The 13,938-nt window shown below is 61.7% G+C and carries 16 protein-coding genes; 9 read left to right on the top strand and 7 right to left on the bottom strand.

Going from position 1 to position 13,938, the window contains the following annotated elements; genetic code table 11:
• Nucleotide 1: 1 nt before the first annotated feature.
• The gene (locus tag VLJ37_06890) at nt 2–1,165 is read right to left on the bottom strand and encodes a class I SAM-dependent RNA methyltransferase (GenBank protein ID HSA59396.1); all 1,164 of its coding nucleotides are present in this window, start codon (nt 1,163–1,165) and stop codon (nt 2–4) included.
• A 67-nt stretch (nt 1,166–1,232) separates the two neighbouring features.
• Here VLJ37_06890 and VLJ37_06885 point away from each other — a divergent pair, with 67 nt between their 5' ends.
• Together VLJ37_06885 and VLJ37_06880 are read left to right on the top strand one after the other, a co-directional pair.
• Nucleotides 1,233–1,487 (top strand): acyl-CoA-binding protein, encoded by a 255-nt coding sequence (locus VLJ37_06885; protein ID HSA59395.1) that lies wholly within the window; start codon nt 1,233–1,235, stop codon nt 1,485–1,487.
• Between the two features lie 8 nt (nt 1,488–1,495).
• Nucleotides 1,496–2,905, top strand: coding sequence for an aldehyde dehydrogenase family protein (locus VLJ37_06880; protein ID HSA59394.1), 1,410 nt, complete (start codon nt 1,496–1,498; stop codon nt 2,903–2,905).
• Between the two features lie 196 nt (nt 2,906–3,101).
• Here VLJ37_06880 and VLJ37_06875 read toward each other — a convergent pair whose 3' ends face one another.
• Nucleotides 3,102–3,389, bottom strand: coding sequence for a hypothetical protein (locus VLJ37_06875; GenBank protein HSA59393.1), 288 nt, complete (start codon nt 3,387–3,389; stop codon nt 3,102–3,104).
• A 116-nt stretch (nt 3,390–3,505) separates the two neighbouring features.
• On the opposite strand from VLJ37_06875, the gene VLJ37_06870 reads away from it, so the two are divergent.
• The 4 genes from VLJ37_06870 (at nt 3,506) to VLJ37_06855 (ending at nt 6,528) form a co-directional block, all read left to right on the top strand.
• The gene (locus VLJ37_06870) at nt 3,506–4,186 is read left to right on the top strand and encodes a response regulator transcription factor (protein ID HSA59392.1); all 681 of its coding nucleotides are present in this window, start codon (nt 3,506–3,508) and stop codon (nt 4,184–4,186) included.
• Entirely contained in the window at nt 4,183–5,541 is a 1,359-nt protein-coding gene (locus VLJ37_06865) for a HAMP domain-containing sensor histidine kinase (protein HSA59391.1), read from the top strand. Before VLJ37_06870 ends, VLJ37_06865 begins: the two co-directional genes overlap by 4 nt.
• Nucleotides 5,542–5,587: 46 nt before the next feature.
• Entirely contained in the window at nt 5,588–6,169 is a 582-nt protein-coding gene (gene orn / locus VLJ37_06860) for an oligoribonuclease (GenBank protein HSA59390.1), read from the top strand.
• An 80-nt stretch (nt 6,170–6,249) separates the two neighbouring features.
• Complete coding sequence (locus VLJ37_06855) at nt 6,250–6,528, top strand: hypothetical protein (GenBank protein ID HSA59389.1); 279 nt, start codon at nt 6,250–6,252, stop codon at nt 6,526–6,528.
• A gap of 7 nt (nt 6,529–6,535) precedes the next feature.
• Here the strand turns inward: VLJ37_06855 and VLJ37_06850 are convergent, their stop codons facing one another.
• Nucleotides 6,536–7,570, bottom strand: a complete 1,035-nt coding sequence (locus tag VLJ37_06850; protein HSA59388.1) for a VIT1/CCC1 transporter family protein — start codon at nt 7,568–7,570, stop codon at nt 6,536–6,538.
• A gap of 90 nt (nt 7,571–7,660) precedes the next feature.
• Here VLJ37_06850 and ettA point away from each other — a divergent pair, with 90 nt between their 5' ends.
• On the top strand, nt 7,661–9,349 hold the full coding sequence (ettA, locus tag VLJ37_06845) for an energy-dependent translational throttle protein EttA (GenBank protein ID HSA59387.1): 1,689 nt from the start codon (nt 7,661–7,663) through the stop codon (nt 9,347–9,349).
• Here the strand turns inward: ettA and VLJ37_06840 are convergent.
• Together VLJ37_06840 and VLJ37_06835 are read right to left on the bottom strand one after the other, a co-directional pair.
• Nucleotides 9,346–9,588 (bottom strand): hypothetical protein, encoded by a 243-nt coding sequence (locus VLJ37_06840; protein HSA59386.1) that lies wholly within the window; start codon nt 9,586–9,588, stop codon nt 9,346–9,348. The two genes, ettA and VLJ37_06840, sit on opposite strands and share 4 nt — an antisense overlap.
• A complete protein-coding gene (locus tag VLJ37_06835) occupies nt 9,585–11,444 on the bottom strand; it encodes an ABC-F family ATP-binding cassette domain-containing protein (GenBank protein HSA59385.1) in 1,860 nt (619 codons plus the stop codon). The genes VLJ37_06840 and VLJ37_06835 overlap by 4 nt, the downstream gene beginning before the upstream one ends.
• 1 nt (nt 11,445) lies before the next feature.
• Between VLJ37_06835 and VLJ37_06830 the strand changes: the two genes are divergently transcribed.
• A complete protein-coding gene (locus VLJ37_06830; protein HSA59384.1) occupies nt 11,446–11,754 on the top strand; it encodes a GIY-YIG nuclease family protein in 309 nt (102 codons plus the stop codon).
• Between the two features lie 57 nt (nt 11,755–11,811).
• Here the strand turns inward: VLJ37_06830 and VLJ37_06825 are convergent, their stop codons facing one another.
• Nucleotides 11,812–12,021: a cold shock domain-containing protein gene (locus tag VLJ37_06825; protein ID HSA59383.1), complete on the bottom strand. Its 210-nt coding sequence runs from the start codon at nt 12,019–12,021 to the stop codon at nt 11,812–11,814.
• Nucleotides 12,022–12,225: 204 nt separating this feature from the next.
• Between VLJ37_06825 and VLJ37_06820 the strand changes: the two genes are divergently transcribed.
• On the top strand, nt 12,226–12,693 hold the full coding sequence (locus VLJ37_06820) for a hypothetical protein (protein HSA59382.1): 468 nt from the start codon (nt 12,226–12,228) through the stop codon (nt 12,691–12,693).
• Here the strand turns inward: VLJ37_06820 and VLJ37_06815 are convergent.
• Entirely contained in the window at nt 12,690–13,898 is a 1,209-nt protein-coding gene (locus tag VLJ37_06815; GenBank protein HSA59381.1) for a PQQ-dependent sugar dehydrogenase, read from the bottom strand. The genes VLJ37_06820 and VLJ37_06815 overlap by 4 nt on opposite strands.
• Nucleotides 13,899–13,938 lie beyond the last annotated feature (40 nt).

Raw genomic sequence — 13,938 nt, 5'->3', positions numbered from 1 at the left:
GTTACGATTCCCTCTTGGTGCCGGCGTACAATTCGTACTCCAACAACCGGCAGTCGATCTTGCCCGTGTAAAACTCGATCCGGCGGCTGGCCTTCAGCCCGACCTTTTTCGCCAGGTCCAAATTGCCCGTAAAAAGGTAACCCATGAATCCTTTGCATTTCTTTTTCATGAAATCGCCGATGCGCGCGTACGTGGCTTCCAGTTCGGCCATGTGGCCGAGGCGTTCCCCGTACTCGGGATTGAAATAGACAACGCCGGGCGGCTCGGGGAGGGGCGTCGTTTCGAAATCGCCGACACCGAACCGGATCAAATCCCCCACGCCGGCGGCGTTCGCGTTGATCCTGGCGATACGGACGGCTTCTTCGCTCAAATCGGTCGCTATGATCATGAGCCCGGGAACCTCTTTCACCTCGTCGGCGAGCCTTCGGCGCTCTTTGTCGTACACCGCCCGATCATAACCCCTCACGTGCATGAACGCATAATGGCTCCGGAGCAAGCCAGGCTTGCGATGCGTCGCCAGCAAGGCCGCCTCGATCGCCACAGTCCCGGAACCGCACATCGGGTTGACGAACGGGGAGCTTCGGTCCCACTTGGTCGCCATCAACGTCGCCGCGGCCAACGACTCCAGCATGGGCGCCTTGCCGGGCATCTTGCGGTAGCCGTGCTTGGCCAGGGTCTCGCCCGTGGAATCCAGGAATACCTCGGCCCGGTCGTCCTGCCAGTACAAATGCACGACCGTGCGGTCCAACTTCGGCCCGGAATCGGGCCTCTTTCCGGTCTTGTCGCGGATGCGGTCCATGATCGCGTCCTTGACCTTCACGTTCATGAATAACGAGTTATTGACGGTCGGGTGGCTCACGGTGCTGGTGACCGACAGGTAGCCGTCCTCGGGAACGACCTCTTCCCATGGGAGGGTGACCAAGGCGTCGTAGACGCCTCCCGGATGATCCGCCGGAAACTCCTTCAACGAATACAGGACTTGGCTCGCGCATCGCAAATTCAGGTTCAGCCGGATGCAGTCGTTGAGGGTCCCCCGCCATTCAACGCCCGTCGCGAACGTCCGCTTGGGGGTGACGCCCAGTTCCAAAAACTCCCGCTGCAGAGAGGGCGACAAGCGCTTGCCGCAGGTCACGACGATGCGGTTCGGGGTGGTGAAGGGGTTCATGGAATGGCACCGTATATGTTCACCTTTCTCGCTCCCACAACATGAGATTTGTGGTATAGAATCCCTCGTGCCCCTCAAGGACGACTTTCAAAAGGCCTCCAAGGAGGTCTGGAACCTCAAGACGAAGCCGTCGAACGACGAACTCCTGAATCTCTACGCCCTCTACAAGCAGGCCACGGACGGCGACGTCTCGGGGTCCAAACCGGGGCTCTTGGACCTCAAGGGCAGGGCCAAATACAAGGCATGGACCGAACTCAAGGGAACATCCAAGGACGAGGCGATGAAAAAATACGTCGCCGCGGTCAAACGCCTCAAGGGATAGGAATCCTCATGGACGACCTCGCGAAAATCTTCGAGCGCCAAAGGGAGAACCGCTGGCGCATCGCCAAAACCTCCGCCGACCAGCGGATCGCCAAGCTCAAGAAGCTCCGCGAAGCCATCCTCAACCGGCGCGAGGAGCTCCACAAGGCGGTCTATGACGATTTCCGCAAGAATCCGGCCGAGACGGACCTGACCGAGACGCACCTGGTCGTTTCGGAGCTGAACGACGCCATCAAGCACCTGCGGCGCTGGATGCGCCCTCACAAGGTCAGGACGCCCATCACGCTCTTCGGCGCCTCGAGCGAGATCCGCTACGAGCCCAAGGGGGTCGTCCTCATCCTCTCGCCGTGGAATTATCCCTTCCAACTCGCCGTCTCGCCCGTTATCGGCGCCGTGGCCGCGGGCAACTGCGTGATCCTCAAGCCCTCCAACAAGACCGCCCATACGGCCCGTTTTTTGAAAAAGCTCATGGCGGAGGTCTTCGCCGAGGACGAGGTCGCGGTGCTCGAGGGGGACCACGCCGTCGCCGACGCGTTGCTGGAGATGCCCTTCGACCACATCTTTTTCACGGGGAGCCCGAACATCGGGAAAAAGGTCATGGCGGCGGCGGCCAAGAACCTGGCGCCGGTCACCTTGGAGCTCGGCGGCAAATCCCCCGTCATCGTCGACGAGACCGCGGACGTCAAAAAGGCCGCCGCTCGCATCATGTGGGCCAAGTTCATCAACGCGGGCCAGACCTGCGTGGCCCCGGACTACCTGCTCGTTCATGAGGGCCGGGCGAAAGAATTCGTGGAAGAGGCCAAGAGGGTCGTGGCCTCGCGCTACGGATCGACGGAGAAGGACCAGGCCAAGAGCTCGGACTACTGCCGTCTCATCAGCGAACAACACCGCCAGGGGTTGCAAAAGATACTGGAGGCGACGATCAAGTCGGGCGCCAAGGTCGAGATGGGCGGCCTGTCGGGCTCCGACGGGGACGGACGGTTTCTGGCGCCCACCCTGCTCTCCAACGTCACCCCGGATTCACCCATCATGCGCGAGGAGATCTTCGGTCCGATCCTCCCCATTCTCACCTTTCAGACCTTGAATCAGGCCATCGAACTCATCCAATCAAAAGACAAGCCGCTGGCCCTCTACATCTTCTCCAAGGACCGGCGCCACGTGGAAGAGATCCTCAACAACACGACGGCGGGCGGGACCTGCGTGAACAACCTTGCCATCCATTTGGCCAATTCCAACCTCCCCTTCGGCGGCGTGGGCACGAGCGGGATGGGCAGCTATCACGGCTTCTTCGGCTTCAAGACCTTCTCGCACGAGCGGGCCGTCCTCCGCCAGGGCGCGATCGACATGGTCAAAATATTCTACCCCCCCTACACGCCACGCATCAAAAAGATCATCCGGTTTCTGACCAAGCACCTCTGATCAACAAAGACAAAAAAGGCCCCCGTCACCGAACCTGAGGGGGGGTCCGACGGGGGCCTTTTCCAAACTCCGGGACGATCACCTCCTTTCTCCAACAAGGGTTCCGGTCTCCCCCGCTGAACCCTCATGCTGCCTTTCACCAGGAGGACTCATAAAGAGGATTCAAGCGGACGGGGACCTTCCCCATCAGTCGCGATTACTTGGGCGGCAACGTTCCGCCGGAGGCTTCGGGTGAAGCGCTGGCCTGCTGTGTCTTGGCTTCGCGTTCTTGTTTGCGTGCCTCGCGCTGCTTCTCGTGTTCGGCGCGGATGCAATCGGTCAGCTCCTTGCCCTGCTTCCCTTGATCCTTGCAAATCTGGAACGCGCTCGGCGGCGTTTTCGCATTCGCCTGAGCATCTGCGGACTTCGCTTTTTCCACGGCTCCGGCGATTCCCACCGCCAACAGGGCGGCGGCCGTCACGGCCAGAAGAGGACTCTTTTTCATGCGATCACCTCCTTCCATTGACCCTCTTCTAGGGGCGCGCCTTAAAACCTTGATGAAAAGCACATTAAAAAAACCTCATTTGAACGCGGCCCTCCGATCCTCTATACATAAGGATGATGAAGATCCTGATCGCCGAGGATGAGCCCAAGGTCCGGAGTTTCGTGAAAAAGGCCACGGAAGAGGCCGGATTCACGGTCGACGCCGTCGATACGGTCGAAGACCTTCTCGCCTCCGTCCGTGCGAACGCCTACGACATCCTCATCTTGGATCGCCTTCTGAAGGGCCGCGATTCCCTGGACCGGATCGCCGACATCCGCCGTTCCAACGCCCACGTCAAAATCCTGGTCTTGAGCGCCCTCTCGGAGGTCGAGGACAAGGTGAAGGGTCTGACGGAGGGGGCCGACGACTACCTGGGCAAGCCGTTCCACGTGGGCGAGCTCATCGCCCGTCTCCGATCCCTCGCCCGCAGGACGGAGTCGGAGGGCCGGGCGGTGAAAGACACTCTGCTCGCGTACGAAGACGTCAAGATCGATTTGGAGACGCAGCGGGTGTTCCGGGCCAACAAGCGCGTCGACCTCTCGGCCAAGGAGTTCCGCCTCCTCTGCACGCTTGCCCGGCACCCAGGGAAGGTATTTTCCAAGATGGAGCTCCTGGACCAGGTTTGGGACATGAATCATTTCCCCGAAAGCAACGTCGTGGAAGTCACGATCGCGGGTCTCAGAGGCAAGATCGACAAGGGGTTCCGGCCGCTGATCCACAACCGGCGGGGGGTGGGGTACTGGCTGGGTGAGGCTTGAAGAACCCTCTCGCCTCGAGAATCGCGCGGGTGATGTGGGTCATGACCGCGGCCAGCACGCTGGCCGCCATGCTCCTGACCGGCGCCCTGCTCGTCCGCAGCCACCGCGAGTCGATCCGGCGCCAGCTCGAATCCACCGCGTCCGCGCTCATCTCGCTGGGCATCGACGACTTTGGCGATTTGGAAAACATCGACGAACTGAGCCGTTTCATCGAAGGGGCCCTGGGACTCGAGCGCGTGGACCAGGTCGTCCGGATCTACACCAATACGGGCCTCCTGGCCTTCTCGACCGCCCGCCGCGGTTATGACCAACTGCCCGACCGGCTGCCCGAATCCTTCGCGAAGCCCTCCTTCTTCGCCATGGAAGGTCGGAAGAGGAACTACGAGTCCCTCGTGATCCCCTACTCGACGTTCGGGCGGAAGCGACCGTTCTTTCTGCAGATCCTGATCCCCCTGCCGTCCTACGCGGAGATCCTCAAGAACCTCTGGTGGCAAGGCCTGCTCCTTCTCATCGCTCTGACGGGTTTGGCCCTCATCCTCTCGCGCCGGTTGTCCGGGAGGCTCCTGCGCCCCGTCGATGCCATCGCCCTCCATCTCGAGGGCATGGACCCCACCCGCGTGGAGGACTGGAAACCCCTTGCGATCGAGGAGACAGGCCCCTACCTCGATGCGATCGTCCGAAGGATCAACGCCCTGAGCGAGCGCACGCGCGCGGCGGTCCTGCAAATCCGGAAGATGGGGCGCTACGTGGCCCATGAACTCCGCACGCCGCTCACCATCCTTCAAGGCGAGGCGGAGACCGCCCTGGCGAACACAGGGGCCGGACGGGAGGACTACCGCGATGTCCTCAAGAGTTCGCTTGAGGAGATCCAGCGGATGTCGGAGATCGTCGCGACCGTCTTGCAGACCGGCGAGTGGGAACGAACGGACGTGGCGACGGAGCCGGTGGTGACCAGTCTGGCCGCCTGGATAGAAGAGAAGCTCCCCCGCTGGGAGAGGACCCTGGGTGGACCGATCGAGGCGGACCTCGCGGCGGCGGACCCTGCGAAAGTCCGTTTCGACCCGAGGCTGGCGGACTCTCTCGTGGACAACCTCGTCCGGAACGTGCGCAAGCACGCCCCCGGAAGCCCGTGCCGGCTCGCGGTCTCCGGCGCCAAGCTCCTCCTTTCCGACGACGGACCGGGGCTCCCCTCCCCTCTGTTGGAGGCGCTCAACGCCGGCAGACCGGTTCTGGAGGTGACGGGCGTCGGACTGAACCTCTGCCAGAAGATCGCGGGTCTCTGCGGCCTTCGCCTGACCTTCACCAACCGCGCGGGCGGAGGGCTCGACGCGGAAATTCTGTTCCCAAGTCTCTGACAATTCACTATAGCGGGCGAAGAAAGGTTCCCTTTCGGAGTGAGCGATGGCTGAAAATAATTCTCAGATGGGGGGTTCGGGGGGAGAGCGGTATCGCCCCCCGCTCCTATGGATCGACCTCGAAATGACGGGACTCGACGACGCCAAGGACGTCATCCTCGAAGTCGGCGCCGTCGTGACCGACCTCGACTTCAAGATCCTCGAGGAATACGAACGCGTCGTCCACCAGCCCCAGGAAGCCCTCGACCGGATGGACGATTGGTGCAAGAAGACCCATGGGGCCAGCGGACTCACCGACAAGGTCAAGACGGGCGTCCCGCTCGCCGATGTCGAAAAAGACCTGATCGCTCTCGCCAACCGGCATTTTCCGAAAAAAGAGGACAAGATCGTCCTCTGCGGCAACTCCGTCGGGAACGACCGGCGGTTCATCGACCGCTATCTGCCCGCCTTCGCCGAGCGGCTCCATTACCGGTTGATCGACGTGAGCTCGTTCAAGGAGGTCTTTCGACAGAAATACGGTTTCAAACACGAGAAGAAGAACGCCCACCGGGCGATCGGCGACATCCACGAGTCCATCGCGGAGTTGAAGACCTATCTCGGCTACGTGACCGCCCCCTCCAAGAAATAGCCATCAAAAAGTCACCTGACTTTCGGGTTGACGGAGGGCGCCGATTGGGTATGAGACTCTCTCGATCGGGAGGTCCTCCGATGGCAACCGTCAACAACCGCTTACCCGCCAATTGGCAGCTGGTCCCCCTTCGCGAATTCCCCCATCTCTACGCGCTGAAAAACGAGACCGGAGACGTGATCGCAACCGTCCACTCCGAGCACGCCCAGGAATTCCAGGCCCTTCCCGAGCTTCTGGCCGCGAGCCAAGAGATCTTCGACCGTCTGAAGGGCCAATACTCGGGATGGGGCGAACAGAGCAGCCTCGGCCGACTCGAACGGGCCATCGCCCTCTTCAAGACCTCCGCGGGCCGCGGCTAGCGGCCTACTAATTCAGACTCACCCCTAAGAGCCGTCCGATCGCGTAGGTGACGCCGCCGGCGGCCGCCCCGATCGCGAGCATCCTCAGGCCACCCCATAAGGCGTTTCGGCCCGTGAACAGGGTGAGGACCGCGCCGACACCGAATAAGGCGGCGGCCGTCAACCCGATGCAATAGAACAGGGCCCCGCCCCCCCCGGAGATCAGAAAGGGCAGGAGGGGGATCGAGGCCCCGACGGCGAACGCGACAAAAGAAAACACCGCCGCCCCCCAAGGCGAACCGAGGGCCTGCGGGTCCAGGCCCAGTTCCTCACGGGCCAGCGTCTCCAGGGCCTTGCCCGGATCATCAATGAGTTTTTTGGCGATCTCCTGGGCCTCCGTCTCGGAAAGTCCCTTGGCCTGATAGATCAGCGCCAGCTCCTCGGCCTCTTGTTGGGGATACTCGGCCAACTCCTCCCGTTCGAGACCGATTTGGTACTCGTACATCTCGCGCTGGGACCGAACCGACACGAACTCCCCCGCCGCCATCGAGAAGGCCCCGGCGAGCAGGCCCGCGATGCCTGACAGGAGGATCGCGTGCGGGTCGTTGGTCGCCCCGGCCACGCCCAAAATGAGGCCTGCATTGGAGACCAGCCCGTCGTTGACGCCGAAGACGGCCGCCCGGAGGTTGCCTCCGGTCTTCGTGCCCCGATGCCTCCGCCCCACCTCCTCCACTCGCACGGGCGACTCGTGGCCCGGCGGGGTCTTGTCGTAGACGGAGAGGCCGCGGATCTTGAGGGCGGCGAGAGGCGTCCGCAGGGCCTTCGGTCCCAGGCGCCGGACGAGGGCGGCGACGACGCGGGAGCGGAGATCCGGCGCGTACGCCCCGGGCACGGCTTGGGAGGCGGCGGCGAGCTTGCGGGCCCAATGCCCCGCCTGAAGCTCCGCCTCCTGGGCCAGGCCCGAGAAGAGGTTCCGGCGGAGGGTCTCCTTTTCCGCCTCCGCGATCACGCGGTAGAGATAGGCGGACCTTTTTTCCTCCATCCAGCTTTCCCGATAGGACACGTTTCAGATCCTCCAAAACATTTAAATTCTGAATCGCACTTTAGTGTGGTTGCAAAAATCTATCAGATGTAGCTTTTTGCTGCCATGGCCATCTCCACCGAACCCCACAAGATCATCTTTTCCATGACCCGCGTGGGCCGGGTCCATCCGCCCAAGAAAGAGGTCCTGAAGGACATCTCCCTCTCGTTCTTTTACGGGGCGAAGATCGGCGTCCTGGGGCTCAACGGCTCCGGCAAGTCCAGCCTCCTCCGGATCATCGCGGGCGTGGACCAGGATCACACGGGGGAAGTCCATTTCTCGAAGGACTACTCGATCGGATTCCTGGAACAGGAGCCCCGCCTCAATCCCGACAAGACGGTCAAGGAATCGGTCTCCGAGGGTGTCCAGGAGGTCGTCGACCTGTTGAAGGAGTTCGAGACCATCAACAACAGCTTCGCGAACCCGATGTCCGACGGCGAGATGGCGAAACTCCTCGAGAGGCAGGCCGCGGTCCAAGAAAAGCTCGAGCAGCACGACGCCTGGAACCTGGACAGCCGACTGGAGCTGGCCATGGACGCCCTGCGCTGCCCGCCGGAGGACGCGATCATCTCGACCCTCTCCGGCGGCGAGAAGCGCCGCGTGGCCCTCTGCCGGCTACTCTTGAAGGAACCGGACATCCTCCTCCTGGACGAACCCACCAACCACCTGGACGCGGAATCCGTCTACTGGCTGGAGCGCCACCTCCAGCAGTACAAGGGCACGGTCATCGCCGTCACCCATGACCGGTATTTTTTGGACAACGTCGCCGGCTGGATCTTGGAACTCGACCGCGGCCACGGCATCCCGTGGAAGGGCAATTATTCGTCTTGGTTGGAGCAAAAGGACGAACGGCTCCGCCGGGAGGAGAAGGCCGATCAAAAGCGCTTGAAGACGTTGGAACGGGAACTCGAATGGGTGCGGCAGTCGCCCTCGGCGCGCCGCGCCAAATCGAAGGCCCGGCTCTCGAACTACGAGAACCTCCTCAAACAATCCGCCGCCCAGTCCGAAGAAGAGCTCGAGATCTACATCCCCCCCGGGCCGCGTTTGGGGGAGATGGTCATCGAGGCCAAGGGCGTCTCCAAGGCCTACGGCGACCGCCTCCTCTTCGAGAACCTGAACTTCAAGCTCCCCCAGGGCGGCATCGTGGGCGTCATCGGCCCCAACGGGGCCGGCAAGACGACCCTCTTCCGGATGATCATGGGCCAGGAGAAGCCGGACAGCGGCACATTCAAGGTGGGTGAGACGGTCAAGCTCGGCTACGTCGATCAGAACCGTTTCTCGCCGGAAGACACACGGACGGTCTGGGACGTGGTCTCGGGCGGACTCGACGTCGTCAAGCTGGGAGCCCGCGAGGTCAACTCGCGAGCCTACGTGGCCCGATTCAATTTTTCCGGGACGGACCAGCAGAAGCCGATCAGCGTCCTCTCGGGCGGCGAGAGAAACCGCGTGCACCTGGCGATGACCCTCAAGGAGGCCGGCAACGTCCTTTTGCTCGACGAGCCGACGAACGACCTGGACGTGAACACCCTCCGCGCCCTGGAGGTCGCCCTGGAGAACTTCGCTGGCTGCGCCGTCATCATCAGCCATGACCGCTGGTTCCTGGACCGGATCGCGACCCACATGCTCGCCTTCGAGGGAAACAGCCAGGTGACGTGGTTCGACGGGAATTTCTCGGAGTACGAAGAGGACAAGAAGCGTCGCCTGGGCGAGGCCGCCCTCGAGACCCACCGGATCAAGTACAAGAAATTGAAACGCGATTAATGACAATGCGGCTTGCAGACGAACTTGCCGTCGCGGATCTCGCCCTCGCGCCGTGAGATGAACGTGCCGCAGAGCTCGCAGGCGGCCATCTCCTCCGCCTCCAGCCTCGGTCTCTTGGGCTCCGGTTTCGGTTTGCGGAATTTGAAACGGGGGTTTTTGCCGAACAGGTCGTTCATGGGCCTGGTGATCACCAGATAGAGCACATAGAGAAGCCCCAAAAAGATGAGAAAACGGATCACGGCGCCTCCTCGAGGAGCGCCTCGTACTTGCGGCTCTTCTCGTCGTGCTTCTTGGTCGCCGTTTCCAAACGCCCGAATTTCTCCTCGATCTCGTCCTGGATCTCCTTCATCTTCTTCGAGAGCCTCACGAAGGCGTCGATGTTCTTGCCCTCGGAAGCCGCCGCCAGCTCTTGATTCACGGCGGCCTGCTCTGACTCCAGGCGGCAGATGTCCGCCTCGAGGGTTTCCATTTCCTTCTTCAGCGGCGTTAAGATTCTGGATTTCTCGGCGATGACGTCGGCTCTTTTCTTCCGGGATTCCTTCTTGTTGACGGGTTCCTGTGGAATCGGCGGCGCCGCCGTAGGGGCACGGCGCGCCGTGCCCCTACCATCCGTCGATTCCTCTTCCCAACCGATCTTGTCCAAGAACTCCGCGTAGGTCCCGTTGAAGACCTCGGCGTCTCCGTGCTGGAAGACCACCAGCTTGGTCGCCACTTCCCGGAGGATCATCTCGCTGTGGGTCACGATGACGACCGCGCCCTCGAAGAGGTCGATGGCGTCCACCAAGGCCTCGATCGACTGCATGTCCAGGTGGTTGGTCGGCTCGTCCAAGAAAAGGAGGTTCGCGGGCGAGGCCAGGATCTTGCCCAAGAGGACGCGGCTTTTTTCGCCGCCGGAGAGGACCGAGACGCGCTTCTCCGCCGCCTCCCCCGAAAACATCATGATGCCGCAGATCCCGCGCACGCTCGTGCGGCTGAGCTCGAGGTTCGCGTTGCCGATCTCCTCCTCGACCGTCAGCTTCGGATGCAGCCGGTCGATGTTGGTCTGGCCGAAGTAGCCGAGCTTCATGTTCGGATGGGTGCGGATACTGCCCGACTTGGGAGCGAATTCCCCGGCGAGCACGTTCAAGAGCGTCGACTTGCCCTTGCCGTTCTTGCCGATGACGGCGATGCGGTCCTTGGCGCCGATCGTGAGATTCAAGTCATGGAACAATTCCTCGTCGAATCCGAACGAGAGCCCCTGGGCCTCCAAGATCGTCTTCGCCTCGAACGGGGCGTAACGGAACTCGAAGTCCAGATCCGCGATCCGCGCCAACACCTCTCGGCTGGGCATCTTCTCCAGCATCTTGACCCGGGACTGGGCCGCCGCGGCCTTGGAGGCCTTGGCCTTGAAGCGCGTCACGAAGGCCTCGATCTGCTGCCGCCTCTTCTCCTCGTTGACGCGCGTCTTCTCGTGGATCTCCTCCTCCTGGGCGATCTGGGCGTAGAGCTTCTCGGTCCCGCCCTGCACCTTCTTGATCTTTTGCCGGTGGATCGCCGCCGTATGCGTCGTCACGGAATCCATGAACTCCCGGTCGTGGGAAATGAGGATCATCTCGCCCTCCCAGGCCCGGAGGAACTTCGTGATCCAGCGGATGGAGACGATGTCCAGGTAGTTGGTGGGCTCGTCCAAAAGGAGCAGATTCGGGTGCGAGACCAGGACCTTGGCGAGGTTGAGGCGCACTTGATAGCCGCCTGAGAATTCCTCCGGAGGGCGGTCCATGTCCTCCTTGGTGAAGCCCAGGCCGAAGAGGATGCGCTCCACCTTATAAGAGTCGTGCTCCTCGCCCTCCGGGAGCCCGAGACAGCCCTCCTCCAGGACCGTCGGCCTCGAGAAACGGATGTGCTGGGCCAGGTGGCCGAGACGGTAGCCGCGGGGCAGTACGACGGAGCCCTCGTCCGCCTCATCCTCGCCCAAAATGATCCGCAAGAGCGTGGACTTGCCGTGCCCGTTCCGGCCCACTAACCCTAAGCGCTCTCCCGGTCCCATCTGAAGTGAGGCGTCGTCAAAAAGGACTTGAGCGCCGTACTGTTTATGGAGATTCTGTATCTTGATCACGGTGAAACCAACCTATCGACGGATGCTCCAGGGACTCAAGGAAAAAGGGGCGGGAACGGCCCCCTCCTCCGAGCCCTGGTTCGTCTACCTTGTCGAATGCAACGACGGGTCCCTCTACACAGGCATCACCAACGACATTCTCCGCCGCGTGCGGAAGCATAACGACGGCAAGGGAGCCAGCTACACGCGGACGCGCCGTCCCGTCAAACTCCTCTACTATGAGCGATGCGCGAACCGTTCGGAGGCCTTGATCCGCGAATGCGCGGTCAAGGCCCTGCCGCGCGATAAGAAACTGGATCTGACCCGGTAAAAAAAAACCGCTCCGCCCCAAACGGGACGGAGCGGTTTTGCGCAAGAGATTTTGAAGTTAAGCCTTCGCGACCTCGGTGGCGAACTCGCCCTTGGGGCCTTGTCCGACGCTGAACTCGACCGGCTGGCCTTCCGCGAGCGACTTGTAGCCTTCGCCCTGGATGTTCGTGTGGTGAACGAAGAGGTCCTTGCCGCCGCCGTCGGGCGTGATGAAGCCGTAGCCTTTGGCGTCATTGAACCACTTAACGGTTCCTTTTTGTTTGGACATACTGTCCTCCTTTTACGCTGCCGTTTTTTGAAACGAGAGGATTGAGGCGGGATGCCCCACGGGGAGATGAACTCACCTGCATTAAAAAGCCTTCGTACATCAAACGACCACGTCTCTTGAGGGCCGTTCATAAGAAATCCCCGGAACACTGGCAAGAACTTTTTTGCCTTTCACACGCGCAGGCGTGTGATCTAAGGTGCCGACATGAATGAGATTTCCCTTACCCCCCAGGAACGCCAGCTTCGGACCCTCATGCGGCTTTGGACCTTTCTCTTCGGCGCGGGCGCCGTGGCCTTCCTCCTCTTCGGCGATTGGATCCTCTACTCCGGCAACTATTTCTCCGTGGAGATCATGAAATGGGGCCTGCCCGCGATGCCGCTCCCCGTGGAGAAGTTCTGGCTCTCGCTCACCGTCTCCATGATGGCGACGATCACGATGATCGCCTATTACATCCAAAAGGACGTACGGGCGAACCTGGTCCTCACGAGTTTTCTCCTCGTCTCGAAGCTCACGTCGACCTCCGTGATGCTTTCGGCCTTCTTCTGGGACCGGCCGTATTTCAATTATCTGATGGGATCGGTCTTCTGCGACGGGCCTATTTTCGTCCTAACGTTGATCTTTTACCGGCGTGCGGTGATGAGTTTGATGCCTGCGTGTCTGAAAAAATCCTAATGCCCCGCCAAATCCACCCGCAAGACATGATCCGACCCGAAGAGCGAAATTGCGTATAAGAACCCGTCCGGCCCCTTTTGGAGGGACGTCAGCCCGTTCAAATGGCCCAGGTGCTTGTCGTCATCGATCGTGAGACCCTCGTCGCCCTCCTTGAGCTTGAAGCCGCGCACCCAGCCCTGGAAGAAGTCGCTGTAGATCAGGCGGCCGTCGAGCTTTCCGTCATACTGGCCGCCTTCGTAGAAGGCCCCGACAATGACGGACTGGGGATTCGAAGTCTCATCGGCGTCTCCTTCGATGACGTCAAAGTCGCTCTCCGTCGGGTCTTCCTTCGCGAATTTGTTGTCCGTGTGCTCGTAGGAGTGGACGGGATTCACGTAAGTGAAGAGGCTCGACGGCCCCTCGGTGATGGGCCAGCCGAAGTTGAGTCCCGGTTCGGGCAGGAGATCGACCTCCTCCACCCGCGTCGAGCCGACGTCGCCGACGAAAAGACCGGCCGGCCCCACCGCCAGCGTGAAGGGATTTCGGAACCCCCGCCCGTGGATCTCCGAGACGAGGGCCCCGCCCTCGCCCGGATTCCGGTTGGGAAGGATGCGATGGATCTTGCCCAGGGGATTCGTGCCGTCCTGGGCGAGGGCGAGAATGGTATCGGGCCCGCCCGCGCCGCCGCCGTCCCCGACGCCCAAATAAAGCGCGCCGTCGGAGCCAAAGACCAGGCCGCCGCCGTTGTGGTGGCCGTCGAAGTCCGGGGAAGCCGTTTTCGAGAAGATTTCGACCGCCTGGGGATCGGTCAGATCGAAGGTGCCGGCGGAGATGTCCACCGCCACCGTGTAGCGGCCCAGGTGGTTGCCGTCGCCCGTCGGCAACGTGCCGTACAAATAGATAAAATGATTATCCGCGTAGCCCGGGTCGGCGACGACGTTCAAAAGGCCCTGTTCGTCTTCGTCGAGAACTCCCACGGTCACCGTTTGAGCCAGCGGCGCGAAGTCCTTCGTCATGTAAAAAACCGTCCCGTCCTTGGCGATGACGACCGCCTCTCCGTCCGTACCCGGCAAAAACTCCAGATCGATCAGGTTCGCGGTTCCGAACGACGCCCCCACGGGCGTGAAGACGACGACGTCCTTCTTGGACGAAGAACAGCCGAAGGGATTGAGGGCAAACCCGCAGAGGGCGACCCAGAGGCAGAGGAACGGGACGATTTTCTTCATTCAAAATCCATCTCAAATCGGGTAAGAAACCTCCAGGGGG

The organism is bacterium, assembly GCA_035454885.1.
GTDB lineage: Bacteria > UBA10199 > UBA10199 > JACPAL01.
Note: the sequence above shows the minus strand (reverse complement) of the source record. Positions and strands in the feature narration are given on the sequence as shown.